General features: G+C 44.1%; 30 protein-coding genes. 15 read left to right on the top strand and 15 right to left on the bottom strand.

Annotation, left to right across the window (positions count from 1 at the left end):
- Window positions 1-102 precede the first annotated feature (102 nt).
- The 4 genes from K7G70_RS11095 to K7G70_RS11080 all read left to right on the top strand — a co-directional run bounded on the left by K7G70_RS11095 (window position 103) and on the right by K7G70_RS11080 (window position 3,132).
- On the top strand, window positions 103-1,128 hold the full coding sequence (locus K7G70_RS11095; RefSeq protein WP_223788716.1) for a sensor histidine kinase: 1,026 nt from the start codon (window positions 103-105) through the stop codon (window positions 1,126-1,128).
- Entirely contained in the window at window positions 1,125-1,805 is a 681-nt protein-coding gene (locus K7G70_RS11090; protein ID WP_223788715.1) for a LytR/AlgR family response regulator transcription factor, read from the top strand. Before K7G70_RS11095 ends, K7G70_RS11090 begins: the two co-directional genes overlap by 4 nt.
- A 250-nt stretch (window positions 1,806-2,055) precedes the next feature.
- Window positions 2,056-2,664: a transposase gene (locus K7G70_RS11085; protein ID WP_223788714.1), complete on the top strand. Its 609-nt coding sequence runs from the start codon at window positions 2,056-2,058 to the stop codon at window positions 2,662-2,664.
- A gap of 66 nt (window positions 2,665-2,730) precedes the next feature.
- Window positions 2,731-3,132 carry a hypothetical protein gene (locus tag K7G70_RS11080; protein WP_223788713.1) on the top strand — a complete coding sequence of 134 codons (402 nt, stop codon included), beginning with the start codon at window positions 2,731-2,733 and terminating at the stop codon, window positions 3,130-3,132.
- A gap of 345 nt (window positions 3,133-3,477) precedes the next feature.
- On the opposite strand, the gene K7G70_RS11075 is transcribed toward K7G70_RS11080, so the two are convergent.
- The 5 genes from K7G70_RS11075 to K7G70_RS11055 form a co-directional block, all read right to left on the bottom strand.
- Window positions 3,478-4,626, bottom strand: coding sequence for an AraC family transcriptional regulator (locus tag K7G70_RS11075; protein ID WP_223788712.1), 1,149 nt, complete (start codon window positions 4,624-4,626; stop codon window positions 3,478-3,480).
- Complete coding sequence (locus K7G70_RS11070) at window positions 4,623-5,894, bottom strand: alpha/beta hydrolase family protein (protein WP_223788711.1); 1,272 nt, start codon at window positions 5,892-5,894, stop codon at window positions 4,623-4,625. Before K7G70_RS11070 ends, K7G70_RS11075 begins: the two co-directional genes overlap by 4 nt.
- Window positions 5,895-6,236: 342 nt before the next feature.
- Complete coding sequence (locus K7G70_RS11065; RefSeq protein ID WP_223788710.1) at window positions 6,237-6,749, bottom strand: DoxX family membrane protein; 513 nt, start codon at window positions 6,747-6,749, stop codon at window positions 6,237-6,239.
- Between the two features lie 383 nt (window positions 6,750-7,132).
- Window positions 7,133-8,560: an alpha/beta hydrolase gene (locus K7G70_RS11060; protein WP_223788709.1), complete on the bottom strand. Its 1,428-nt coding sequence runs from the start codon at window positions 8,558-8,560 to the stop codon at window positions 7,133-7,135.
- A gap of 473 nt (window positions 8,561-9,033) precedes the next feature.
- Complete coding sequence (locus tag K7G70_RS11055; protein WP_223788708.1) at window positions 9,034-9,420, bottom strand: hypothetical protein; 387 nt, start codon at window positions 9,418-9,420, stop codon at window positions 9,034-9,036.
- Window positions 9,421-9,809: 389 nt separating this feature from the next.
- Here K7G70_RS11055 and K7G70_RS11050 point away from each other — a divergent pair, with 389 nt between their 5' ends.
- On the top strand, window positions 9,810-10,199 hold the full coding sequence (locus tag K7G70_RS11050; RefSeq protein WP_223788707.1) for a hypothetical protein: 390 nt from the start codon (window positions 9,810-9,812) through the stop codon (window positions 10,197-10,199).
- 409 nt (window positions 10,200-10,608) lie between these two features.
- Complete coding sequence (locus K7G70_RS11045) at window positions 10,609-11,433, top strand: alpha/beta hydrolase (protein WP_223788706.1); 825 nt, start codon at window positions 10,609-10,611, stop codon at window positions 11,431-11,433.
- A 413-nt stretch (window positions 11,434-11,846) separates the two neighbouring features.
- On the opposite strand, the gene K7G70_RS11040 is transcribed toward K7G70_RS11045, so the two are convergent.
- Window positions 11,847-12,944, bottom strand: a complete 1,098-nt coding sequence (locus K7G70_RS11040; RefSeq protein WP_223788705.1) for a hypothetical protein — start codon at window positions 12,942-12,944, stop codon at window positions 11,847-11,849.
- Window positions 12,945-13,106: 162 nt separating this feature from the next.
- Between K7G70_RS11040 and K7G70_RS11035 the strand changes: the two genes are divergently transcribed.
- From K7G70_RS11035 to K7G70_RS11025, 3 genes are read left to right on the top strand one after another with little or no spacing between them, the layout of a single operon-like run.
- On the top strand, window positions 13,107-13,808 hold the full coding sequence (locus tag K7G70_RS11035) for a response regulator transcription factor (RefSeq protein WP_223788704.1): 702 nt from the start codon (window positions 13,107-13,109) through the stop codon (window positions 13,806-13,808).
- Window positions 13,798-15,603, top strand: a complete 1,806-nt coding sequence (locus tag K7G70_RS11030) for a sensor histidine kinase (protein WP_223788703.1) — start codon at window positions 13,798-13,800, stop codon at window positions 15,601-15,603. Before K7G70_RS11035 ends, K7G70_RS11030 begins: the two co-directional genes overlap by 11 nt.
- Entirely contained in the window at window positions 15,584-16,528 is a 945-nt protein-coding gene (locus K7G70_RS11025) for an SMP-30/gluconolactonase/LRE family protein (RefSeq protein ID WP_223788702.1), read from the top strand. The genes K7G70_RS11030 and K7G70_RS11025 overlap by 20 nt, the downstream gene beginning before the upstream one ends.
- Here K7G70_RS11025 and K7G70_RS11020 read toward each other — a convergent pair.
- Window positions 16,525-17,352 (bottom strand): MBL fold metallo-hydrolase, encoded by an 828-nt coding sequence (locus K7G70_RS11020; protein ID WP_223788701.1) that lies wholly within the window; start codon window positions 17,350-17,352, stop codon window positions 16,525-16,527. The two genes, K7G70_RS11025 and K7G70_RS11020, sit on opposite strands and share 4 nt — an antisense overlap.
- 84 nt (window positions 17,353-17,436) lie before the next feature.
- On the opposite strand from K7G70_RS11020, the gene K7G70_RS11015 reads away from it, so the two are divergent.
- Window positions 17,437-18,348, top strand: a complete 912-nt coding sequence (locus K7G70_RS11015) for a LysR family transcriptional regulator (protein ID WP_223788700.1) — start codon at window positions 17,437-17,439, stop codon at window positions 18,346-18,348.
- Between the two features lie 212 nt (window positions 18,349-18,560).
- Window positions 18,561-18,755: a hypothetical protein gene (locus K7G70_RS11010; RefSeq protein ID WP_223788699.1), complete on the top strand. Its 195-nt coding sequence runs from the start codon at window positions 18,561-18,563 to the stop codon at window positions 18,753-18,755.
- Window positions 18,756-18,807: 52 nt separating this feature from the next.
- Here the strand turns inward: K7G70_RS11010 and K7G70_RS11005 are convergent, their stop codons facing one another.
- From K7G70_RS11005 to K7G70_RS10990, 4 genes are read right to left on the bottom strand one after another with little or no spacing between them, the layout of a single operon-like run.
- A complete protein-coding gene (locus tag K7G70_RS11005) occupies window positions 18,808-19,446 on the bottom strand; it encodes a lysophospholipid acyltransferase family protein (protein ID WP_223788698.1) in 639 nt (212 codons plus the stop codon).
- Window position 19,447: 1 nt separating this feature from the next.
- Window positions 19,448-20,380: a phosphatidate cytidylyltransferase gene (locus K7G70_RS11000; RefSeq protein ID WP_223788697.1), complete on the bottom strand. Its 933-nt coding sequence runs from the start codon at window positions 20,378-20,380 to the stop codon at window positions 19,448-19,450.
- Entirely contained in the window at window positions 20,373-21,020 is a 648-nt protein-coding gene (locus K7G70_RS10995; RefSeq protein ID WP_223788696.1) for a CDP-alcohol phosphatidyltransferase family protein, read from the bottom strand. Before K7G70_RS10995 ends, K7G70_RS11000 begins: the two co-directional genes overlap by 8 nt.
- Entirely contained in the window at window positions 21,017-21,445 is a 429-nt protein-coding gene (locus K7G70_RS10990) for a hypothetical protein (protein ID WP_223788695.1), read from the bottom strand. The genes K7G70_RS10995 and K7G70_RS10990 overlap by 4 nt, the downstream gene beginning before the upstream one ends.
- A 313-nt stretch (window positions 21,446-21,758) precedes the next feature.
- On the opposite strand from K7G70_RS10990, the gene K7G70_RS10985 reads away from it, so the two are divergent.
- Both K7G70_RS10985 and K7G70_RS10980 read left to right on the top strand, forming a co-directional pair.
- The gene (locus K7G70_RS10985; RefSeq protein ID WP_223788694.1) at window positions 21,759-22,217 is read left to right on the top strand and encodes a hypothetical protein; all 459 of its coding nucleotides are present in this window, start codon (window positions 21,759-21,761) and stop codon (window positions 22,215-22,217) included.
- A complete protein-coding gene (locus tag K7G70_RS10980; protein WP_223788693.1) occupies window positions 22,214-22,387 on the top strand; it encodes a hypothetical protein in 174 nt (57 codons plus the stop codon). Before K7G70_RS10985 ends, K7G70_RS10980 begins: the two co-directional genes overlap by 4 nt.
- 81 nt (window positions 22,388-22,468) lie before the next feature.
- Here the strand turns inward: K7G70_RS10980 and K7G70_RS10975 are convergent, their stop codons facing one another.
- Both K7G70_RS10975 and K7G70_RS10970 read right to left on the bottom strand, forming a co-directional pair.
- Entirely contained in the window at window positions 22,469-22,972 is a 504-nt protein-coding gene (locus K7G70_RS10975; RefSeq protein ID WP_223788692.1) for a GNAT family N-acetyltransferase, read from the bottom strand.
- On the bottom strand, window positions 22,960-23,226 hold the full coding sequence (locus K7G70_RS10970) for a type II toxin-antitoxin system TacA family antitoxin (protein WP_223788691.1): 267 nt from the start codon (window positions 23,224-23,226) through the stop codon (window positions 22,960-22,962). Before K7G70_RS10970 ends, K7G70_RS10975 begins: the two co-directional genes overlap by 13 nt.
- Before the next feature lie 330 nt (window positions 23,227-23,556).
- On the opposite strand from K7G70_RS10970, the gene K7G70_RS10965 reads away from it, so the two are divergent.
- Window positions 23,557-23,922 (top strand): MbcA/ParS/Xre antitoxin family protein, encoded by a 366-nt coding sequence (locus K7G70_RS10965; RefSeq protein WP_223788690.1) that lies wholly within the window; start codon window positions 23,557-23,559, stop codon window positions 23,920-23,922.
- Window positions 23,922-24,647 (top strand): RES family NAD+ phosphorylase, encoded by a 726-nt coding sequence (locus K7G70_RS10960; protein WP_223788689.1) that lies wholly within the window; start codon window positions 23,922-23,924, stop codon window positions 24,645-24,647. Before K7G70_RS10965 ends, K7G70_RS10960 begins: the two co-directional genes overlap by 1 nt.
- A 285-nt stretch (window positions 24,648-24,932) precedes the next feature.
- On the opposite strand, the gene K7G70_RS10955 is transcribed toward K7G70_RS10960, so the two are convergent.
- Complete coding sequence (locus tag K7G70_RS10955) at window positions 24,933-25,739, bottom strand: hypothetical protein (protein ID WP_223788688.1); 807 nt, start codon at window positions 25,737-25,739, stop codon at window positions 24,933-24,935.
- A 3-nt stretch (window positions 25,740-25,742) separates the two neighbouring features.
- Complete coding sequence (locus tag K7G70_RS10950; RefSeq protein WP_223788687.1) at window positions 25,743-26,108, bottom strand: hypothetical protein; 366 nt, start codon at window positions 26,106-26,108, stop codon at window positions 25,743-25,745.
- Window positions 26,109-26,238 lie beyond the last annotated feature (130 nt).

Here is a 26,238-nt window from a genome sequence, read left to right as displayed (position 1 = left end):
CAATCTTGTGAGCAATGGGGATTTCTCACAGTTCAAAACAAATTCCAGGGTGTTGGTCACATCAGTCTTTCCATTCAGACTCGATGTCACTATCATTGACCCATGAAATGGATTGAACACATTTTCAATGCTTTGTTTTGGGTCATCACTGGATGGCTCATCACCAGCAGTTTCTCGATTCAAGGCCAGGAAATTGAAATCATCAATGACCAGGAAACCATCCGCACCATCCGGGATGACAACCTCATCCATCAACTGTTGGTTTGCATTGTCATTTCTGCCATGATGTTTTATGCCAACCTCCATAACCTCACTCAATTGAAGGCCGATGGGCCAAAAACCCAATCTTTCCTGATTTCGGTCTGTTTATTCACATTGGCACTGCTCGTGTATTGGTTGATTGAACAGCGGTTTTTTCATGAATTGCTGTTGCCCAAGCAAATCACTTTTGGGGTGGTGTTTTTTTACTTGGCTGTTTCCATGTCTTATGGCTTGTTCAAAGTATGGATTCAATCACAACGACGTGAACAAAACCTGATACTGGCCAAAAAGCAAGCCGAGTTGAACTTGCTGAGAAATCAGCTGCAACCGCATTTTTTATTCAATGCTTTGAACAACTTGTTGTCATTGGTCAATCAGGAAAAATCGCCTCAATTGAGTGCTTCCTTTGAACATTTATCTGCCTTACTGAGGCATGTGATTGATGAAAACAAATCCCCGGCAGTCCCCTTAGAAAAAGAAATTGCGTTCATCAAAAACTATTGTGAATTACAGCTGCTGCGTTTTGAAGCGCATGAAGTCAAACTGAAACTGAGCGTGATCGGCGATGTGACCAACAAAAGCATCGAACCTGGGCTGTTCATCCCATTCGTTGAAAATGCGTTTAAATACGGCGCCGCACCTGAGTTGGAAACCACCATCAAAATTGTCTTTAAAGCAAACAAAACCAATGAAATGACATTCTTGATCACCAATCAGGTGATTGATTCATTGCAACAGAACAAAGGCGCCGGTACCGGCATATCCGCAGCCAGAGAAAGGCTGGAACTGGTTTATCCCAAACAACACACCTTATTCATTGAGGACTCGGGTGTTTACCAAGTGAATTTAAAGATCAATCTGCCATGAAAGTTGTCATCGTTGATGATGAGCCAAAGGCCATCGAATTGCTGAAAAGTTACCTCGAACATTTCAATGACTTTGAAACCATTGGCACCTTCAGAAATGGTCTGAAAGCATTCGAATTTTTACATGAAAATCCAGTGGACCTGATATTCCTGGACATCAACATGCCACACATCGACGGCCTCTCATTGGCCAAATTGATTGACGCCAAAACCAAAATTGTTTTTACCACGGCTTATTCAGAATTTGCCGTTGAAAGTTATGAAGTGAAAGCCACCGATTACTTGTTAAAACCGATCAGTTTGGATCGCTTCACCCAATCAATCAGCAAGTTCATCGAACAAAAAAACCAGCCTACCCAACAACACCAGGCCATGGTACTGGTTAAAAGTGGTGCCACCACCCATCGGATCAACACCGACCACATCCACTTCATCAAAAAAGACGGCAATTATGCCCTGTATCACTTACCAGACAAGACCATTATGGCTCGGGAGTCGGTGGCCGAGGCACTGGCCAAACTTCCAACTAACTTCATCCAGGTGCACCGTTCTTATCTGGTCAACCTGGATCAAGTGACCTGCTTTGAAATCGACACGCTCAGGGTACTGGATGAAGAAATCACCATCGGAGAAACCTACAGAAAACAAACCATGGATAAGCTGTTGCACCAAACATAAGAAACTCATCACAGCCCCTCACAAATGTGAGAAAAAACATCTTTTATTCACCCACATCAATTCAGCACATAAAACAACATCGATTTGCCAAAGGCTCAACGAACCCTTGACCCACCACAAAAGTTAATTCGGGACAGAGTTAGTTCGGGACAGGCACTCCATAGAAATATTCTTACACGCCGATCAGGGCTTTGCCACAGATAAAATTCTTCTGAACAACCAAAATCATGGTTTTAAATGGAGAAAAACCATGGGCCTGGCCAGGAAATACCAAATTTGTGTGGATGAAACACCCTACTATCATGTGGTCAGTCGTTGTGTGCGCAGGGCCTTCCTTTGCGGTGAAGATAAAGACTCAGGCAGGTCATTTGAACACCGCAGAAAATGGGTTGTAGATCGGATGCAGTTTTTGGCCAAATTGTTTGCCGTGGATATCTGTGCTTATGCCATCATGAGCAATCATTTTCACATCGTGTTGAAAGTCAGCTCAACCAAGGATTGGGCAGACAAAAGAGTGCTGATGACCTGGGCTGGCTTGTTTGATTTACCCTTAATCTGTGAGCGCTTTGTCAGGGGCGAGCAACTGACCAAGCCAGAGTTGGAATTCGTCATCAATAAGACTGAAACATACCGCAAGCGTTTGATGGACGTCTCGTGGTTTATGAAAAAATCGTCTGGAACGATTTTTCACGCAAGCCCCGCAGGGGTGAGTCTCATGGATGAGACGAATAAGTGTTTGAATGAATACATTGCGCGTCGTGCCAACATCGAAGATGGTTGTACCGGCCACTTTGCTAACTCCATCCCTGGAGTTAGCCCTATGGGTCATCGGCAAGCCGATGGGTTAATTTGTTCCTGACAAATTAATTGGGAATCCCGCTTCAAAAGCCAGGCATTGCTGGATGAGCGGGCACTTTTGACTTGCATGGCTTATGTGGACTTAAACCCCATCAAGGCCGCCATGTGTAAGACGCCTGAACAATCTGACTACACTTCGATTCATGAACGCATCAAAAACACAAACACCCGATTGATTGGCTTTGGCAAGGACGACAAAGACCTGCCTTTTTCACTCTCAGGATATTTGGAATTGGTCGATTATTCAGGCCGGGCCATCCTTGAAAACAAGCTCGGATACATCCCTCAAAACCTACCACCCATCCTCGATAGACTGGGACTCAATCCAGATACTTGGATGGATGAATTGACCGGCTTCAAAACAGTCGGATTCTCAGCAGTTGGTACGGTTGATCAACTCAAAAACTTCTGCCACAAAGTGGGCAAGAAATTCGCTATGGGATTGCGATTGAAAGCCGCTTTAGAATAGCGTCGAATCCATCAATTTATCAACAGCAGATTCAGTCTGCCACAGCCCAACTTATTTCAAATCTGGCAAAACCAACCAAATTCAACAAGCATCACCCGATTCAGGCTATCACTCACTACAAGACCTAAAAAATCAATGCCAATCAAAGCAAAAACAAGCTAATTTTCTCAAGCTGACCTTTATGCCGAACGCCTGTCCTTGAGTATTCCTCTTTATGCCGAACGCCTGTCCTTGAGTATTCCATTCTGTGATAATACCTTGCCAGAAAATAGGTGTAACAAATCAAAACCGGCAAGTTCAATCGGAGTTCACAAAGCAACATTTCGTATCATCAGTCACCACATTTCAATAATTGACCAATCCATGCTTTTTAAAACCAGACGGTGTGTGCCCAGTAAAATGTTTAAACATTTTGTTGAAGGATGATTTTGAATTAAATCCCACTTCATAAGCCACATCAATGATCTTGGATTGGGGAAATTCGGTCAACATCTTTTTGGCTGCCTTTATCCTGAATTCGTTGATGAAATAATAAAAAGAGTTTTGATACATGTTATTGATCGACAAAGAAATATCTCTTGGTGATATTTTTGTTTCTTTCGATAATTCTTTCAGCGTCAAGTCTGGAGAAAGAAAACACTGACTCTGTTTAACATATGCTATCACCAGGTCCAAAATTCTGGTCATTTCTTGATGGTCAAGTGCCAGTTCCCTGTTCGGCTCCCCTGAATTCTTCAGACTTACATATTTTTGCTTAAAATATAAACTGAGGGCTGACACGATCAATACATTCACCAGCAAATAGTCTGCAATCACCAACAGCGAACTGAAAAAAGAATAGAATTGTTTATTTGCGAGAGCAAATATGGCCAAAGTCATGAACAAATCAATAATGACCAAAAATAACCATACCAGAGAAGTTATTTGCAGAAATTTGGCATCGATTGGCACGCCATTTGAGTGCCAATTGTATTGCTGACTCAGTTGTTTCTTTAAAAAGCGGATGACAAATACCAGATAGGTCATCATTTGAATGGACTGTAATACTGGCCACCAAAATTGAATTAAAGTTTGATTAAAAAAATCATTCATCAAGATCGATTCATTCAGCGGTGGATCACCTTTCATGTTTAATAATGAATCCAAACAAATCATTGCAGCGATGAGAAAAGGCAAGCAGTGAGGAATGTATTTCAGACTTGACCTTTCTTTTTCACCATATCTGATGTGAATATAATAATAAACCAGAGGAGCAAGCAACCACTGAAACGGCAAAACGAAAAAAAATGTTCCAGGGTATATATGATAGGCACCAAAAACAAACAACAGCTCATGCGTTTTGATCAGCGCAATCACAACTAAAATTCCACTCAGCAAGAGAAACGAAAAACGCTCCCTGACTTCGAGGAACAAGAAAATCAATGCAAACAATCCAGCTTGTACGAGTGTTGAAACACCGAAAAATTCAGAGCTACTGGCTATCAAACTGTTCATAAATTAATGAGTGCAATGATCTCATTGATAAATTTGGGGTTTTGCTCAAGAATTCCTACCCCATGTCCACTACCATCAATGATTTTTTGCGACACATTAGGTGCTATGGTTCCAATCTCTTGAAACATGTTAGCGAAAAACTTTCTTTCATTTTGTGATTTTATGACTGAGACCAGATGATTCGATTGAGATATGAATAAAACTGAATCAGAACTTAAAGATCCAGGTGAAAATGCAAAGTGATTCACATCAAGATTAAGCATTTTTTGAGACTTCACCACTTCATCCGAACTGTAACTTGCAGAAAACACATAAATATCTCTAGATTCATACCCCAATTTTTTCGTCACATATTGAAAAATCTGAATCATTTCATTGTGAGACTCAAAAAGCATGGTTTTTGAATCTTCGATTCGGGGATCAAAAATGCCTAAATTATTACTTTCACCATGCCCCCTTAAATCGACTCTTAATGCAGTGATGTTTGCTTCAGCCAACTTTCTTGATGTTGAAAGATACTGCTTACTGTCTCCTGCGGCCTGATTAAATAAGATTGCCATCTTGGATCCAAGTGCAGACCTTTCATAAGTGACAATTTCCCAATCATCAACACTGAACACCACTTTTTTTTCCTTATCAGTAATCATATTTTTCATCAAGTCAAATATATGAGCCCGTAGGGAACTCACATCCCTGTTAATTCGGTCATCAATAACAGTTGACACCCCATGGATTCCACCTTCAACTGTCATGGTTTTGATGCCGTGTTCTTTAAATAGCATATACTGCTGATTGATCCAACCATACTCAAGCTCTGAATCAGGCAGTATAACCATTCCTTCAATTTCAAAAGCCAAAGCCTCTTCAGGCTCACATCCATCCATTGGAGGCCCTGATGCTGGAGAAAAAGCCACAAATCCACTCACCAAATCTTTGTATTTGGCTGCCGCATTCATCACCAAGGCCCCACTGAAACTGCTCCCAACAAGAATGACTGGTCCCTTTGAAACATGCTCCCTCACATAACGAATACTGGCTTCAACATCTGGTGTTGCCTCACAATATCCTGAGTTTTCCAATGAACTGTTATGTTGAACAGTTTTGTTTATTTGGTTGAACTTCCCCCCCCCTGCCCTGGTGTCAACAGCAAGAACATGATATCCCTGGTCAGCAAGCTCATGACTGAATCCAGTGTATTCACCCATTGAATTACTGCCAGCCATATGAAATAAAATAGCTGTCGGTGCATTTTTGTGGTTGTTTTTCAAGACCAAATTGCTGTGAATTAAGACCCCATCATCTGCATAATAAGACACAGACAAGTTTTTGTCATATGATCGAGTCGACCCATTTACTGAGGTGTTGAAACAAAGCAACACAAGCAATAAGGAGAAGCATTGTATTTTCATGTGATTAATCCAAAAACCCATATTGGAATCCAAAGACATGAAAAAATCGAAGTTTTAACTTTATTCGTACTTTTAATCCCAGGTTTTTTTTGGCGTGCTGAGAATCATTCGACTGAAATCCCAAATCGATCCTGTCCATGGCTCCGTTCCATTAACCAAAGTAAAACAGCAACAATGGACAACTATTGAGCTGGAATGAAATTAACAAATGGGTTTTATGCTGGGAAATTTTTTACCAATGATTTGGTCAAATCCCAAGACCTGGCCAGATCTCGTCAATGCCAAAACCATCAAAGCCAACATCAAAGTTGTATCAAAATGAGGTAACCACAAATCTCGCCCTGACAACAAAGCAAAGTTCCATGCCATAAACGCACCCAACATTGCGGATAATCTGACCGTGATTCCCAGGAGCAATGAGATGCCCAGCAAGAGCTCTCCCCAGGATACCAACATGGCAAATGTAACTGGCATTTTTAACACAACTTCTTGAATAAAAAATGCATACCAGTCACTTAAATCAGGTATTGCTGCATTGATTTGAGATTCCATACTTGAAACCCAACCCAAACCAAATTCTTTGGAAACTTTATTTTCGCCGGTTTGAATATAAAACAATCCCAAATACAACCTCAAAGGTATGAGATACAAAGTTTTTGTCTGTACAGTTGACGTTGATGTAAACGCATGAGTTTCAATGTTGTTATTTTTCATGATAGATAAAGGAACGTTGATGGACCTATCAAACACTATGCTTTAATCACAAAACAAGTCGACTGAATTCATGTATTCATACAAATCTGAAATACGCTATTCGATTATTTTGAAGCCTGAAATGAACCCTTGATTCAATTCAATCAGCATCGTTGGCACGAATCAATTATCGGTTTCAAAGACACATTTGGATTACACAAGGGCAAGTGGCTATTTATCCATGCCTGAATTGAGGCTTCTGTTTGAGATAAGACCAAAGACAAACACTCCATTGTTTGTCCTTGGTCATCGCCTGCGGATCGGTCAGTTGCGTGATTCATATGATGATCCTGTTTTGAAACACCCATGACAAGCTCACCAATGGTTCATACTCCAAGCACCCTCTAATCTCTGATGAATTCAATGTTATCAATGATTAAGGTGCCTTGGGTGCCTGAGTCAAACGCCAGGTAAACCATGCGCAATTGATCCATGTTGACACCATTCAGGTCTTCCAGTGGGATGGTCACTGTCTGCATGGTGCTGTGTGTATCAGCCCGAGGAATGGTCACATATTCGTCCTGTGCCTGAAAACTTTGGTCAAATAACCCCATTCTGATGGTCAAGTCTTCGTGTCCATTGGCATACATCGGATACGGCATGCCATTTAACTGGCCAATGCGCATCGACAAATGCGTGAATGTACTGGCATCTTCAGCATATGGTGGAACTTCAAAGCCAATGTATTGACCGGTGTTCTGTTCTGCCCAAGCCACCAACAAAGTGCTTGATTGGTGCCTGATGTAAAACGGCGCATTGACATTGCTGCCCTCTTGAATGATGAAATGCAAAATTTCTCCTGAATCTGCGTAAACATCGTAGTGATCGTCTTCAAAATTTTCCAATGAACGCTTTTGCACTGGGCTGTATTGATGGTAAATACGCAACGCAGCACCCGCTGGTTGCCCAAGCCCATCATCAGCCGATGTGAATATCTTTTTAAACGATGGCGGCGATACCTCTTTTCGCAAGAATCGATCAAACTTGTCATAACCAGTCAGGTGTTTGCGTAAAAACGCATTGAGATAGGCTTTGCCAATACAAGTCTGGTCCGGTGTGTCTAAATAGACCGCATAATCTCCAGGCGCATTCACTGTCACTGTACCCATGAACTCAGCATGATCAGCGCCATTGACATACACAGATACCTTTTCAATCAAATCTTCAGCGTCAACGAAACAAGGTGGATTGCCACATGTTGTTGAGCTTTCGGTACCAACGCGGTCATAGGCTGCAATCCCCTCACGAGGGATGCCACCCAATCCTTCCATATCACGATCTCTCGATCCCCAAATAGAGAGGAATGACGCCGTATGCAAACCATTCAACTGACCAGACAAGGTCTCAGGCAAAGGATTCACTCTGCGAATGTTGGGCGCCACATTGATGATTGATTTGAGGTTAAAATCCAGCCCAAGATTCACTTGCTCAATGGCGGCTTCATTGACCACAAAACCGCCAAAGCTGTGCCCAACGAATCCAATCGGGGAATCCTCATCGATGTCATGCAAAGCAAATACGCTGTTTAACGCATTCAAGGGAAACAGTGGATCTGATGAAACAAACTCTCGTTCAGCCACTGCCACCACAAAACCATTGCGTGCCAAAAAAGTGGCCATCTCTGCATAAGCTGATTTTCCATATCCATTGCCATTGATGATCATCACGACGGGCGTGCGACCAGGCAAACTGAGTTTGACGGACTTCTCAATATACACATCCATGCCATCTGAGTTTGGGTAACCCGGAATCAACACCTCATCGACAATCATGGTTGAATGATGGGTTGTTAAGGTGCATGGGTCCAGAGCCCGGCTTATGACACCATTAAATATATCATTGGCATGTGCCATTTGTGTCAGCCAAAGAGCCAACGAAATCATTATAAGTTTAGTTTTCATATTGGAATTTATCTGTTGGTTTTAATTTATTACCAATGAATTTGAGGAGGTCAAGCATTGGACTGCCCTGTTGTGACATTCAATTGGCGGTTCGTTTCACTGCCCGATTAACGTTCAATCACAGCAGCGAAGATTCAGCAGTTTATAAAGTACAAATTGACACAACAACCGATAAACCCAATCATCAGTCAATCATGAGCAATCCATCAGAATGGTAATAACAAGAAGAAAAAAACAGAGACAGGCCACCACAGAATGTTGTTAAAAGGCCAAGCAAAAAAGACCCGAAGCTTTTTTAGGTGGGCAGCCAAATTCAAGTCAAGAATGTCAGGGGTGGTGATTGATCAATCAAAATCAGTTCGAAAAATCGTGTCCACAAAAAAGTAAACATCATCCCAATAGCCGAATGACAAAAGGGTACCGCCTTTCGGGGGCGCATCACTTTCCACATTGATCGAAATCCTGGCTTCAACCGCTGTCTCGGGCGCGGTGACAAATCCTTCAACCGGCACCCAGGTATCGGTTGGGAAACTGAAATTTAGGATACTGGGGCTGGTCAGATTATTGCCGATTGCATCAAACCAAGAAATCCTGGCCCACGCCCTGAAAGCAGCACTGGAGTCGGGTATATAGGCCATGCCGGCAAACCAATAAGTGTGGTGCTCATTCACGGCAACCCGGGTGGCTGAAATACCAAAGATTCTGTTGTTATTGATGATTTCTTTTTCCATATACACCGAACCGGCTCCCGAAAAAGGGCTGCCAAACGTGTCTGACCAGGAATAAACACCAGGTTGCCCTGACCAATCACTGACATCACTGTCAAAGGTGCTGTTGGCCAACAGGTTTTGCCCACAAGCAGAAAAATGAAACAAACAAAGCACGCCAAAAATCAAAGTCTTCATGTTATAAACTCCCATTGATTACTCAAAAGATACTGACTACTTCGAGTTTCAATTGAGATTCATGACATGAGTTGATGGATTCTGCTGTTGATGCCTTGCAGAAATGGGGGAATGAAACTCTACTTGAGGCTTGTAAATCAGCACTTTGTTTTGCCACCACATGAATTGGTTCATTATGTAGTACATTTGCTGGCGACAGTTAAACATTTTGAACCATGAAATCCATCTTCACAGTTGCATTAATTCTTTTGACTTTGTTGCTTTCTCAATGCTCGTTTCTTTTGCCAGATGAAGCCGCTTTGCAAGCCTGGCAATTGCAAGAAACGCCCATTGGGACTGAGCTGAATGTCATCATGGATCGCCACAAGGAAGAACTGACAGGTTCCAATAAACATTGGTCTTATGCAGGATCTGGTTGTACTGGGGCCTGTAATCACCATGGAGAATTTTATATCCGCAAAAAACAATCCGGCCACATGATCAGACGCGTCTTGGATATCAGGCTTTATTTGATTTTGCCGGAATACGTCTATGTGTTGTATTGCTTTGATGAACATCAACGGCTGACATCGGTCAATATCAATGTGGAGGTTGATGGTATTTAATGAGCGGATTGACTTTGACTGGCATCGACCATTTGGCTGGCAGATACAAACCCTTTTGCTGCATTATGGCAACGAAGAATCAACTCTTAGGAACATGGCATATGATGTTATCATCCAAAATGAAATCTCCTGACCAATAAAAAATTAACTGAGGGCCAAAATGACTCATAAAACTGCCTTATTCATCCTCATTGTTGCCTTCATGGCAAGCTGCACCAATCGTGGAGTGAGACCCACTCCTGAGTTGAATCACGCGCAAGTTGAGGTGTTCTATGCCACGGACAGAAACCCTGATGACACCTCGGATGTGAAAACCCATTTTGGCCCTCTCCGGGGGGAATTGACTTACGGCACGACAACAGTCAGCATCCCACGTGATCACAAAATGGGCGATTTGGAGTCTCCTTCAATGTGGCGATTTGAATTCAGAGAAATCCCGGATAAGCATGTGGTATTGCTGCAGATTTCACCTTTGTCAAAAGCCGCCTACTTCGAACAAACCGCCGCCCGCCTCCAAGAATCAGATGAGAAAAACGCCTTCATTTATATCCACGGCTACAACGTCACCTTTGAGGATGCCGCACGGCGCACGGCACAAATGGCCTATGACCTGGGCTTCGACGGCATCCCGGCCTTTTACAGCTGGCCATCGCACGGCAGCACCCCCAAATACACTTTTGATGAAGTGAACATCCAATGGGCCAAATCCAATGTCCAACAATTCCTGACTCATTTTCTGGACGAATCCGATGCCGATCATGTGTTCCTCATTGCTCACAGCATGGGCAGCAGGGCCTTGACCCAGGCTTATTTGGACGCAGTCAATGCCAACCCCGCCATCGGCAGCAAAGTGAAGGAAATCATCCTGGCCGCTCCCGACATTGATGCAGACATTTTCAAACGCGACATCGCCCCGGCGCTGGTCGAGGCTGGTAGACCGGTGACCCTGCATGCCTCATCAGAAGACATGGCGCTGCAAGCCTCAAAAGCGGTGCATGGCGGCCACCCAAGAGCCGGTGATTCAGGAGACCACATCGTGATCATTTCAGGCATAGAAACCATCGATGCCACTGAGATTCAAACTTCATTTCTGGGCCATTCTTACTACGCCGATGAACGGGCTGTGATCTCAGACATGTTTTACCTGATCAACCAGGGACTGCGGGCGCATGAAAGATCAGGATTAAAAGCCGTTGAGCACGCAGACGGTCAATATTGGATGTTCAGAAAATAAGCCAGTCCAAATAATCAGCACGCGCTTGTCAGACCAGACTTGGGTTGAACGGACTTTATGGACGATTTTTCTTCGGTGTTCGTAGGACTTGCCTGAATCTTGATCTTCACCCTTAAGGAAGCCCTACCCACTCATCGGCTCACCACATGATGGTTAGGTGTATTTTCATACGTACTTAGTCTTTTCTTACCAAGCCCATGGTTCTCACCTTTCAAAAACCAAGACTTAGGTTGTTCAGGTCAAGTTTATTTTGGCAAAGCCCTGATTGACATGTAAGAATTTTCTATGGAGTGCGTTTGTCAGAGTCAGTTCGGTTAGACATGCGGTGATGATACCATGGCTCGACACAAAGTTATGGTGAGTGAACCCATGGACTGGCCAGATTCACTCAGATTCAGTATGCTGATATCCCTTCACTCCATGGTCAACCGAATCCCGGTCTGATCTGAGAATTGTCCGCCCACCAACCAACCACCAAAATCTTCAGTCACTGCCAACAACAAGGTGTTCTGGCCTTTCTTCAATGGCAAGTAAACCGAGTCATGAAATCCCACAGTTCCTAAGTAACGGTAATCACGACTGCGCCACTTTTTGCTGCCTTTATACAATGGCTTCCCATTCAACAAAACCACCGCTCGATCACTGAACCCGAACTCAAAGCGCTTGTATTGATCACGTTCTGATTCAATGAGCACGCGGGCAAACACGGTATCTCCTTCGCTTCCATACCGAATCACATCCCAAGAAATGTTGACAAAGCCCCGTTCCTCTTGTGTCATCTTATGCGGCCACACCCTTTGCTCAATCATGTTTTCCAAATTGTCCAAATCAGCCAATTCAGTTTCCATGAACTTGTCTGAAATGTCCCACTGGCCGACCGCTGAAGCCAATTTGGGGACTTCATTGGCATCAAAATTTACCAGGTCAGTCGCCTTCTCATCGATCGTCACGTTTGCGAAATGAGCGGGGGCAAAACCACCCCCAAGGCCCACAAAACCCGCTTGGGGCTTGTGTTTTAAGTACCAAGACAAATGCGGTGTCTTGGCATGGTCTAAAAACACCTGAGCTTGATTGTCATTCACCACCAACTTGACATGGGTCCAAGCATCAAATCGATAATCGTATGGAAATGAATAACTGGGGCCAAAATACAATTGCCAAGCAGTCAAGCCACCAATCACAGGTGCTGCTTGATTGGCGTCAGGTTTACCGGTCAGATGCGGGCGCAAGAAAAATGATTCCATCTGATTTTTATCCACCCCGCGGAAACGAATGCCTGGAAAAGACTGCTCTGCACTTAAGAACACATCAAATTCGATGGTCCCATTGAGAAATTGAACCTCTTTCAACACGGCCAATCCATCCGCAATTTCCACGGCTTCTTCTCCATGGTGGGCTTCAAACACATGGGCTTTGGTGTGAAAATCCCAAGTGGCCTCATTCAATGGATAACTGACCTGAGCCATGGCCACACCACTCAATAACATGGCCAAAATCAAAACAAGTTTCATGCGCAAAGTTCCTGATTGAAAACAACCAATCTATCACTCCAGTGTGAATTGAACAGCCACATTTAGGTAAAAATGTGACCGTCAAAATTTACAATTCATTTACATTGAAGCAATTGAATTCTGGGGATAATATGGTTTAAACCGATTGCCATAACACCATGCATGCACAAACACAAAGCCAAACTGCTGATTGTTGAAGACGAACCGGCCATCTTGCGTGGTTTAATCGATCTGTTTGTCTATCATGGTTACGATGTCAGTCACGCCAGCCATGGCCAAGAGGGTTTAGATTTGGCCCTGTCTCAGCCTTTTGACTGCATCATTTTGGATGTCATGCTTCCAGCCGTTGATGGTTTCACCATTTGTGAGGCCATTCGCACTCAGTCAAAAGACCAAGCCATCATCATGCTCACCGCCAAAAACAGTGAAGCCGACATCATTGAAGGCTTGAGTTTGGGAGCAGACGACTACGTGGCCAAACCATTTTCAGTTCATGAATTGGTGTTGCGGGTCAAAAATTTATTGAATCGAACCGGCTGGACCGATGACTGGTTCGAGATCGGTAACACCATTCAAATTGATGTGCAACGCTTGTCTGGTCAAGCCCATGGTCAGCCATGTGAGTTGACTCGCCGTGAAATGGATTTGTTGCTTTGCCTCAAACGTTTCAATCGTCCAGTCAATCGGATTGAGCTGCTTTCTCAGGTGTGGGGATACCAAAACTCGGAAGAATTGGACACGCGTACCGTCGATATTCATGTGGCCAAAATACGCAAAAAAATTGAATCTGACCCCAAAGACCCCCAATTTTTAATCACCATCAGGGGCCAAGGTTATCAGTTGTTGACATCCGATGTTGCGTAATCAATCACGCAAATCCATGACCCGACTGCAAAAAATCAGGCGCTTGCGAATTGCCATGTCAGTTTTTTTCCTGGGGGTGGTGGGCAGCTTGGGCCTGATGATCTATTTTGGATACCAACAGTTCATTTATGAATCCTACTTCCAATACCGCTGGAAAGCGTCGAACGCTTTGGTTCAAATCAACAAACACATCAAAGACCACCTTGACACCGAAGAACAAAGGTCACCTGAAGAATACGGGTTTTATCAACCCACAAAAAACCCAGTGACTGGCGATGTGACTTTTGAGGTTTCTCCTTTGGCCGCCAGTGTCGATGCCGCCAATCATCCGTTGGGTTTGCTCGGACACTTTCAGATCAACGCCAATGGACAGTTCGAATCGCCATTGTTGCCACTGCAATGGCAAGACAACGCCAACGAGTCATTGCCGTTAAATTCCGAACAAATTCAATTGCGACAAAACGCAATTGTCACCTTAAGAGCGCTGTTGATTGACAATGGGTTTTTGCAAGCCGTTTCCCTGGGGCATGGTTCGATTGAATCTGAATCTCGCTGGGTCAATGCCAATGAATTGTCACGCGACACATCCTCATTTGATCAACACACGACCCCAGATGGCCACATCATTTTTCATCGCATGGCATGGAACAATGGCTTGGTTCAGCAAGGGTTTGTGGTGAGTAATGAATTGTTCTTGTTTAACTTGATTGCGGAATTCGTGAATTTGGGTCGATTTGATGGCCTGGTTGAAGCCCGATTGATGAATGTGGTCGAGCCCGAACTGGCGGCCACCAGATATTTCACATATGACATCAACGATGCGGATGTGTCGTCTGTGGAGATCAACACAAGTCCACACTCAAAGAAAGACTGGATGCGAATCTACTTTGGTCAATTGGTGGCGCCGTTTGACCAATATGAATTGCGCTTTACCACCGCCAATTTGCCACTGGGACCGGGTTCTGAATTTGTGTTTTTGTTTTTGTGTTTGCTGCTGTTTGTGGTTCTGGCCGGTTGCGTTGTGTTTTATCGGTCTGGGGTACATCACATCAACTTGGCCGAAGAACGCATGAATTTTGCATCGTCTGTCAGCCACGAATTGAAAACACCCTTGACTTCGATACTCATGTATTCAGAAATGCTGAAGTCAGACATGATTGATGACAACCAAGTGACCAAGCAATACCATGAATTCATCCATGATGAAAGCCAACGCTTGTCGCGCTTGATCAACAATGTTTTGCTGCTTTCCAAAGTCAAGCAAACCCAGGACTTGTCTCTTGAGGCCACCACTGTTCGCACCCTCATTGATTTGATTCATTCCAAGTTGGGCTCATTGCTAGAACAGCATCATTTCAAACTGCACATAGACGATGCCCATTTAGGCGAGCAAGCACTCATGGTGAATCGGGACGCGTTTATTCAAATCATGATTAATTTGGTCGACAACGCCATCAAGTTTTACCGCGCTTTGGAAATCAATGACCCTGACCGGGAAAAAGTCGACATTGTCTTCAGTGACGGCAAAGGCCACACCATCAAGATGATGGTACGTGATTATGGTGGTGGCTTGCCGCAGTCAAAACTAAAAAAAATATTTCAACTGTTTTACCGGGATGGCAACGAGTTGACCCGAACCACTTCAGGCACTGGCATTGGCTTGGCGTTGGTCAAAACCCTGGTCAAGGCGCAGCAAGGCCACATTGAAGTTAAAAAACAAAATCCAGGTTTGGCATTCCACCTCTATTTTAAACAACCAGATTCAGAAAAAGACCATGAACACCCCAATTCATAAATTGTGCGCATTGTGCTTGTTGCTGTTAGCGCCCTTAACAGCAACCAGTACAGAACCAAATTTTCCGGTCACCCCGGAGGTGCTGGTGGAAGGTGTTTTTCCTGGCTGTGAGGGGATTGCCTTTAATGGTGAAGGCCGGCTGTTTGTGACTGGTGGCAAAGCCCTGTGGGAAATCAACACCGATGGCACAGCAAGCAAACTCACAGAATTGTTGTCCAATTTGGGGTTGGCCGGGTATGGTGAGAAGGACTTGTTGGTCGCAGATTTTGGTGCCACCAACGCCTTTAGACACCAGAAAAACCAAGATGGCATCATATGGCGGATCTCTCCTGAAGGCCAAAAACAGCCCTGGTTAGCCAACGCCATTGGCGATCCCAATTTTATTCTGGTGCGAAATGATGCCAGCATCTTGGTTTCTGACGACGTCACCAATGAAGTGTTTTTAATTCACCCAGATCAACGCATAGAATTGTTCACAACGGCTGTCAACCACCCCAACGGTTTGGCATTATCTGATGATGGCAGAACCCTCTTTGTGGCCCAAATTTTCTCATCCATTAAACCCATTGTGGCCGACAACAAATTGTGGTCAATCAATTTAAATGAATCCGGCCACCCAATCGCTGCCGCGACTTTGGCCCTTGCTTTGCCGGACCCAAAAGCCGCTCCGGATGGATTGGTAATGGACGTGCTGGGTCGGGTGTACATCGCCGCCAACAACGCAGGCCAAGTGTGGCGATTCGACCCCAAAACAAGGAGCCACACTTTAATCGCCGAGGGCGTGTTTGGTGCTGCCAGCATGGCGTTTGGAGAAGGGGCTTTTGATCATGAATCGATCTACCTCACCACCACGTATGCCCAGAACCGTGGTGGCAAAGTGTATCGCATTCCGGTTGGGGTCAAAGGACAGGTGTTGCACCGTTAAAGGCGTTCACCAGGTTTCAGCCAATTGACAACCACCTGCCTCGAGTCCGCCAGCGTTTTGAGTTGTATCAATGGCTCGTTCACCTCTTCATAACTGCCTGGTACATGAAAGCCATAGTGAGTCGGCACCAGCTGTTTGGCTCCCAGCAGAATGGCCGCATCCACCGCCTCTTTGGGGGTTAATGACAAGGGGATTTCCGATGCAGGTTCGTCGGCTTGTATGGCCCCATTGACCGGCATAAAGACCACATCAAATGGCCCATACACAGCCCCATAAGACCGCCACTTTCCATGCCAAATGGTGTCCCCACAATGCAAATAGCGTTGGCCATTAAACAACACCACCCAGGACACTTGTTCATCTCCCAGGCCATCACTGGCTGGCACCGGAATCATGGTGAAACCGCGCCGAGTGATGGGTTGATAGGGCTCGACTGGCAAGACTTGAAAGCCCCGAGAAGCAATGTTGGTGGCCTGATTGGCAGCACAAATGATCCAATCTTTTTCCCCCAAAACCGATTTCAATCCAGTCACATCGAAGTGGTCACCATGGGTGTGGGTCAACAACACATACTTGCGACTGGCTGACCGGTCAATATCGACCAATGGATAGCGGTTTGAGCCACCCCAAATGTCGGTAAAAATGGGGTCGATGAACACATCGGTAGAACCGTTTCTGAATTGCACGCCCGACCAATTCAATCGTCGCACCCAACGTTCAGGTGATTCTTGGGGCCAAACCGGAAGGGAGGCACCAACACCCGATATGGCGGCCAACTTAAGGAATGTTCTTTTTTTCATGGGTGTATTGATGGGTGTGTTCATGTGGGATCCATTAATTAAAAAAATCATTATATTAAAACCATATAATGCATATAATGAATTATCTGAATCTCATACATTCATTTTATGCATTCAATTAAATGGGAACTCAAGCACCTGCACACCCTCCAGCTGATGGAGCAAACAGAATCAATCACTGCTGCAGCCGATCGTTTGTTCCTGACCCAATCTTCGCTGTCTCGTCGCATCTTGAAATTGGAGGCCTTATTGGGTGTTCAATTGTTTGAGCGCATAGGCAAACGCATGATCATGACCGCTGCTGGCAAACGCCTGTTGGCCTTGGCCAATCAAATCATGCCATTGTGTGAAGAAGCGGATCGAGACCTGGTTGCCCTGACCCAACCCAACCGCCCGACTGTGCGCATTGCCACCCAATGCTTCACCTGTTATCACTGGCTGCCGTCCGTGATCAAAGCCTGTCAAGAACACACCCGCGCCGAAGTGGTTGCTGAAGCCACAGACGATCCCAATCGGGCCCTGCTGGCTGGTGAAATTGACTTGTCCATTGCCAACAGACCGTGTGATCACCGCCAGGTCACATCCACACCTTTGTTTACCGACGAGTACTTGGCGGTGATTTCCAAAGACCATCCCTGGGCCAGACGTGAATACATCATGCCCGATGATTGCAGGGATGAACATTTCTTTCAATACGCTCAAGCCAGTCGGGCCATGGATGAATTCCTGAAGCCCCAGCAGATCCAACCCAAACAAGTATCTGCCGTTCCTTTGACCGGCAGCATCATGCAACTGGTTCGGGCCGGTTTAGGTGCGAGCTTTTTGAGTGAATGGGTTTTGGGCGGCAAACGATCTGGACTTGACTGGGTTGCCAAACCGCTGGGACAAGCGGGTTTGTTTCGGCAGTGGTATGCATCGCATTTGACCACACAAACACCCAACATCACCCCACTGCTCATGGCTTTGATCGAAACCAACCCAGTACAAGCTGAGTTGGATTCCCCTCATAAAAGCAGATAAAACCCAGAAAACCTGAAGAACAGGAACCCAACAGTGACCCATTGCTAAACCGAACCAGGCAGACACGCTTGCCGGGGCACCCTGAGCATGACTCAGAAATCCAATCCCCATCACCCAAAGTATCACATATCAATACCCTGAACCCAAATCAGTGTCATTCGGACACAATAAGTATAAATTATGGGTGTCTTTACGAAATCAGGAGAAAAATGATGAAACAAGTCATGTTGATGATCACACTGTTGGTTTTCCCCATCCTTGCCCAAGCGGATGAAATGGTCAGTCCGGTGCTGATGTTGATTCATTGGGTTTATGGAACGACTTACGTGATGACCTGCTTGGTGGTGGCATGCGCAGTTGGTCTGCTGATTCAGCACCACAAAAACAGCCCACAAAAAGAATCGTAAGATTGGCTTGGCCCATCAGGCATCACCATTCAATTCGACAGCCGGTGAACCTTCAAGATTGTTTGGTGATGCAATGCTGTTTTAACTCATTAAACACCTCAGCCGTTTCATTCACAAAGGACGCCGCATTCTCATGCTCACCAATCGGCTGGCCAATGATCACATCGACATTCACCGGCACCAACAAGCCCTCCCCTTTCGGTAAAGCATAACCCAAACCATGCATCACCACCGGTGTGACCGAAACACCTGCTTGATCTTTGATCAAATGAAACACCCCCTTCTTCAAAGCGCTCATCTTATCCGGTTCTCCCCGACTGCCTTCTGGAAACAGCACCAAAATTTCTTGTCGGTTCAAGGCTTCATGACAGTCATCAAACAAACGGCTTTTGTCCACCGTGCCACTGCGTTCCAGTGGAATGATGCCGATGATTTTCAAGGAAAACCAAGCCATGAATTTGTTCTTCAAAAAATAATCAGCAGCCGCTACCGGACGCACTTTGTGCATTTTGAACAAGGGAAACAAGCTCATCAACACCATGGTGTCCAGGTGGCTGTTGTGATTGGCCACAATGACCGCCGGGCCTTTGGCCGGTAAGAATTTCTTGCCACGGATGTTCAAGCCCAACACGATCAAAACCAGCGGCTTGACCACCAAACCAAAAAACAACAATTGGATCAATCGATTCATATCAAGTATAAAAATAACGAACAAAGTGAAAAAACAATGGCGCGGTGAACATCAAGCTGTCAATGCGATCCAGAATCCCACCATGACCGGGTAACAATTGACCACTGTCCTTGATTTTCAAATCCCTTTTGACCGATGATATGGTCACATCACCAAAGAACCCCGACACCCCAATGATGAACCCAGCCATGAGGCTGAATTGAAGGTCCATGGGTGTGAGTATCGGGCCCACCAATCCGGCCAGTGCCGTCACCGAAGCCAAGCCACCGATGAAGCCAGCCCAAGTCTTGTTGGGGCTCACCGCAGGAATGATCTTGCGCCGCCCCAACAATTTACCAAACAGGTACTGGCACACATCATTCAACTGCGTCATCATGATCAAAAACAACATCAAGCCAAAACCCGTCACGGTGGCATCAGCCAGGGGCAAAACCAACAGACAAGCCACATGACTGACACTGTAAACTGTCAGCATCATGCCCCAATGCAACACCCCCACAGAATGGATGAAGCCACTGTTCTTACCCGTCAGCACCATCCTCACCGACAGGATCAAAAAGGCATACACCGGGATGAAGATGACGAACATGCCATACCAATTGATCGCCACCAGATAATACTGCGCCGGAATCGTCAAATAGGCCCAAAAGATCACCCGCCGATCTGATTGTCGGGTGGGCACAATGGACAAAAACTCTTTCAGCGCCAGGAAACTGATGAAACCGAACAACACAATGCTGGTGGTCACCCCCGACACAATGGACAAAAACAACAAGCCGATGATCCACCACCAGGATTTGAGCCGCAACAACAGCTCCTCAGGGGATTGGATCTTGTTCAGCTTCACCAGGACCAAGCTGGTCACATGGGCGACCACCAGGAAGCCCAACACCATGAGCATGGTCACATTCACTGGATCAGATAAATCAAACATGGTTTTGCTCCAAAAATTGACGGATTAATCGCAAACGCCGGTAAACGGTGATGGCCGATCCCAGCACCAACACCCACAAGCCGACATACAAAACATAATGGCTGGCAAACAACCACAACTCAATGATGGCCAACAAGCACACACCCGTGACCAAAGCCATGCGGTGCTGCTTGGCCATGGGCCCGATAAACAAAGTCGGCGCGGATAAACTGGTGCCCAAAATTCGGGCATAAGCGGTCATCACCGCCAGCACACCTGCGGCCCAGCCCAACTCGACCGCATAGACATGATCCGCCGCCGCATATCCCAAGGAAACCAAAATCACCACATCGGCAAAGCGATCAGGCACGTCATTGAACAACTCACCTGACGGGGTGCTTTTGCCCCCTTCAATCGCCACCAAGCCATCAAACAAATTACACAACAAGCGCAACTGCACCATGACCGCCACAACCAACAAATACCACGGATTGTGCGCCACCCCAAAACCCACAAAGCCGCCAGCAGCCAACAAGGCAAAGACCACACTGGCCAAAGATATTTGATTCGGGGTGATGTGCATTCGACTGATGCGGGCCGCCACTTTGGACACCCACTGTTTTTCCCTGACTTTTAACGCCCGGCGCTTCTCGTCACTCATTTCGAGCCCTCCTTTCTTAATTGAATGGTTCTGTACAAACAAAAGCCATAGCCCACCACCAAAGCGGGCCAAATGGTCATCATGATCTCAGGGGTCCCGATCACATGATGCAGCAGCGTCAAACAACCCAACGCCAACAAAGAAATCAACAAGGCCGGCATCACCAACTGCAACCAAGGAACCGCCAAGCGGTGGTACAAAAACGCGGTCAGAAAACCCATGCACAAGGTCATCACCAAACTGAAAGTCCCTTGAAACACCGCCGAGATTACAGCCACAACAAACCCGGCATGGAAATTGGCATACAAAGCCCATCCACCCCAAACAACAAAAGCCAACACAGCAAACGGCCCATCCTTGCTCAGGCCTGAAGAAAAACCCCTGAATTGCGTTCCACCTGAATCCACACCCATCCTCGACTTCATGAAAATTCCCAAAGTCTATCCTACACCCATTGAACTGCAAGCCCCAAATATTCAGTACCAACCAACGATCAATTGGGATCGTTTGGTGATACTTTGGGCTGGTCTTGCTTGAGGTGGTTTATTGAGATTGGAGAAATTATCTTTCAAAGTGAAGGCAAGCAAAGTACCATAAACCGGCTCAACAATTTTTATAGTTCTTACTGTCACACACCAATCGTTGGTGCTTATCTCTTATTTATCGCCAAAAAATTGATGCCACTGATAAAACCAAAAAACTTATACGAAATTATTTCAATCGTGATATAAACAGACCATGTTTATCTTGCAAGTATGTGAAACACTGTCTAGCAACAACATCAATTATGCATTGATCGGTGGCTATGCTGTGGCTTTACACGGCGCTGTTCGAGGAACTGTTGACATTGATTTTGTCATTCAATGGGAACTGGATCAGCTGATTGGGGTAGAGAATGCAATGAACAGCATTGGGTTGGTTTCAAAATTGCCCATCAATGCCAAAGAGTTGTATGAAAACAGAGATGAATTTATTGAAAATAGAAACATGATTGCTTGGAATTTCTATGACCCAGAAGACTTGTCAAAAAGCGTTGATTTGGTGATCAATTATGATTTGGGAGATAGAGAGGTGGTCAAAAAATCAGTGGGCCTCAGCAAGGTCTGTTTATTGAACAAAACTGACCTGATTGACATGAAAACTAAATCTGCCAGGCCACAGGACCTTGAGGATGTTAAATCACTGAAATCATTATGAAAAAAACCATTCAATTACACAATCCCAAGCAAATCGAAATGGGTAAAAAGATGACCACAGAGCAAATTCTGCGGTTTTTAGATGAATTCAGAAAGCTGTTTGGCCACACCACCGAACCAAGTACGGACGGCAATAGAAAAAAATCAAAAGACACTGACATCGAAATTTAAAGGAAAACCAGAGGTCAGAGACTTCATTGAAAGAACATTCTCTAAACACTCATACAGGGTGATTGATGTTAATAAAATTTCTTATCCCAACAATTTCTGAGCCTTTTGGAGAGACAAAAACAAAGTCATTGGGTCAATCGGAGATTCTTGAAAACCATAACTGAGATAAAAGTCCTTGGCATTGGCTGATATGGCATGAATCAACAGACACCTGACACCAACTTGCTGAGCAATGGCAAGCGTCCTTAAGATGGCATCTTTGAGCAAATGAGCACCCAGGCGCTGTCCTTGGTACTCACAGTCAACGGCCAATCTACCCAGAACAATCACAGGTATGGGACTGGGCATGTTCCTAGCAATACCTCCTGGACTGGCTGCTCGTTCAACACTTCCTGTTGCCAAGGCATAATAACCGATGACATCATCTCCGTCACAACAGACAAAGGTTCTGCTGGCTCCTTGATCTTGATTTTGATTTTTTAAAGCTCGTTTTTTCAACCACTCATCCAGTGATAAAACACCACAACTGAAGGCATCGATTCGATGCGGGGTCTTAAGTGAAACAGGCCGAGTTATTTTTCCCAAAGTGCGGACTCAGCAAGCAAGGCTTTGAGTTTTTTGTTGTCAGGAATGGGCGCCAATAAGACCTCTTCAAAAGCTTTGAATTTTTCTTCATCCAATTGAAACAGTCGCTGATCCAACAAAACCTGCTCAGCTTCTCGACAAGCCACATCCAAAATAAAGGCGCTTCGGTCCTTTTTTAGCAGGGCAGCAGCCTTGGTCAACAAGGCATGCTGACTGGGCTCTACGCGCATATTGATGGGGGCAGTTTTGGACATAATTTCGTTTAATGTATAGTCAATAGATACACACTATAGTGTAGTCAATAGATATACGCAAGCATTCAGGAAAATTCACTCATGCAATGGTTAATAATAACCTTCTAGAAGTGCCCGCAAAATCGGGGTTAAATCCATTGTGTATATTAATTAACATAGATTATCTCGAGACATGGATCATTCATAAAGAGTCTCAAAATCTATGCTGATGAAAGTATTTTGAGATTAGCATATTAATTTATTCGTGAAAAATGCAATGAATATAATATATGTTGCTATATGCACGTCATGTCCTTATAATTAATATCAGAATTTAGAGGTTAATTAAGAATGAGAAGACCAGAAACAAAATCCAATGAAAGTGCTGTCGTTGCCAAAGCTTTAACTAAAGCAGCGGGCGAAATGAAGCTTTCCCAAGCAGACTTGGCCAAGATCATGAAAGTGGACCGAAGCACGCTTTCTCGCTCGTTAAAAGCAGGTATAGATCCCCACTCACTACGAGGTGAGGTTTCCTTGATGATCATACGTATTTATCGATCATTGTTTGCCTTATCTGGATCTGACTCTGGGTTCAAAAGCCATTTTCTTAGAACTAAAAACAAATACTTCGATGGTAAGCCCATTGATGTCATGCAATCAATGGAAGGGTTGGTAATGGTTAACAACTACCTTGATGCCATGAGGGGAAAAGTTTAGTGGCTCGATTTGATGCCTTGTTTAATAAAGACACGCAAGGCATTCAGTTTAATGGCAAGGTCATTCGGATTGTCGAATCGGACATGGAAATTGCCACCATGAACATCACTGATTCCATCGAAGAGCAATCCATCATTGAGAACTTGCTTGATGAAATCAAGCCCAGACCGGTGCATTCAAATAAACATTATTTGCTCACCACACCATTCAGATACCCTCCCCTCAAGTATGGCTCTCGCTACGGCACCACTGACATGAAAAGCCACTTTTATGCTGCCAAAGATCCAATGACATGCCTGGTTGAATGTGCGTATTACCGCTTTATGTTCTTGGATCACATCCAGGTGACATATGACAAGCCGCTGAACACCAATCACTTGCTCTTCTCGTGCTCGGTGGCCACCAAAAAGGCTTTGGATTTGACCAGCGCCCAATTTAAATCAATAGAAAACAAAATCACCCTTCCAGATGATCATTCATATACCCAAAAAATAGGTCAATGGGCCTGCCAAAACAATGGCTTTGATGCCATCATCTTTCCGAGTGCCAGGCACCTGGAAGGTGTTAATTACGCGATCACCTCAATCAAGAACATCAAATCACGCCAACCCAAGGTCATTGAACGAATTTCGTGTGTCACAACTCAAGATCAAGTGGTGTTTAAATTTCAGTCTGAATTGATATCAATATCAACAGACGTGAAGCAACAAAAAGTATCAATTTAATGTGATTAAAGTTGGAAAAATACAGGGACAGGCATCTCCATTGATAATTGTTAATCACACCATCCGCAAACGCTTGCGAGTGATTATTCAGTTGCGTCCGTAAAATCAGGCCCCCACTTTAAACCTCAGGATCACATAACGTGTTTTATGTTATACTGATATAAAGGAAGAATTCGTTTAAGGCTTCTAAACCAGAAAGTACAATTCAAATTCTATTTTTTTAACCAGCTCAATTATAAAGCTGTTCATTACATCGGGATCCTGTCATAAAATATTGTTAATGCATTACTCAATTGCCTCATTTATTTGAATTAATATATCCTCTGAAGGAATAAACCATCCCTGTTCCCATAGAAATACATATGTTTTATCTTTTTCACAAGAAACCCAATGAATAATTCTATCTGATAACAAAGGACCTCTTGATTCAAAATGAACATCCAATGCGTCTATTTTTGACAATTCACAACCAACTGGAGCATCAGTTGGAACTATAAAAGCATCATAAATATTTAAGTTCGAGAGAGAACCAACTCTCGTTAATATTTCGGAAGAACTAATTTCATTTCTATGGTAATTTTCATGAATTCCTCTAAATAGTGCTTCTACAATCCAGCTCGGGTTGGTTCCTTCAATTGTCCTTTCTGGTAAAGTGCTGTAAACACCATACTGCTGAAATAAAATACTTAATTTATTATTAGTCTTTAGTTTCCATAATTCCTCTAAGAATATACCTAAATCATAAGCATCATCAAACAGACTAACATATGCAATATGATTATTTTTATTTGAAACGATCTTTTGAATGTCGCCATTACTCATCCATTCTGTTAACTGTAGAACCGCTTCTTTGAAGTTTATTGGAATATTATGATTAATATTTTCAATTGTTGCTTCAGGTATTGTTAAAAAAATATTGGTCTTTGTTTTTTGACTATGATTTATTCCATTAATAATCAGTTGTTTGTACTTTGGTACATTAATGGTAATTAGAGTTTCATCGTTTCTAATGACTCTTTCTTTTCCCTCAAATTCACTCGAAGAGCAAGAAATAGGCGCTAGGAAAAAAATAAATAAATATACTTTTTTCATTACTTAATCCTCCAAACCAGAGCAGTCAAATGAGTGACATAAATTTTTACCAGCTATGTATCTTTTACTGTTCTTACCTACTCTTGGTTTTATTGCAACATCATAACTTAATTCTCGGACTGCACCTGATGGTGTTCTTAAGAAATAAGGTTTTCCACTTGCATTTTGTGTAAACTCAATATCATCAGGTGAAAATTTTTCTTGATTACTAATACTGTTTGCTGGATGACTATGATTATACCCGTATACCACACTGCCCTTTTTAAAGCTTGTATTAAATGATCTACTAAATGAGGCGGGTACTATAATCATTGTTGAAAAATAATATCGTGTTACTTTTTTTCCATTTATTGTAACTTGTCTTTCCAAGACAACTCCAAATAACTCCTCTTGATCAGAAAGAGTTTTTGTAGTGGTACAGTGAAATTGGCCACCGACTTAGAGGTGATATATGATATCACTTCGGGAAAGAAGGTGAACAATGAACAAGCGAAGCAGA

It is taken from the genome of Marinicella meishanensis (assembly GCF_019931145.1).
Taxonomy (GTDB): domain Bacteria; phylum Pseudomonadota; class Gammaproteobacteria; order Xanthomonadales; family Marinicellaceae; genus Marinicella; species Marinicella meishanensis.
The sequence above is the reverse complement of the archived record's forward strand: the minus strand, read 5'-3'. Positions and strand labels throughout refer to the sequence as shown.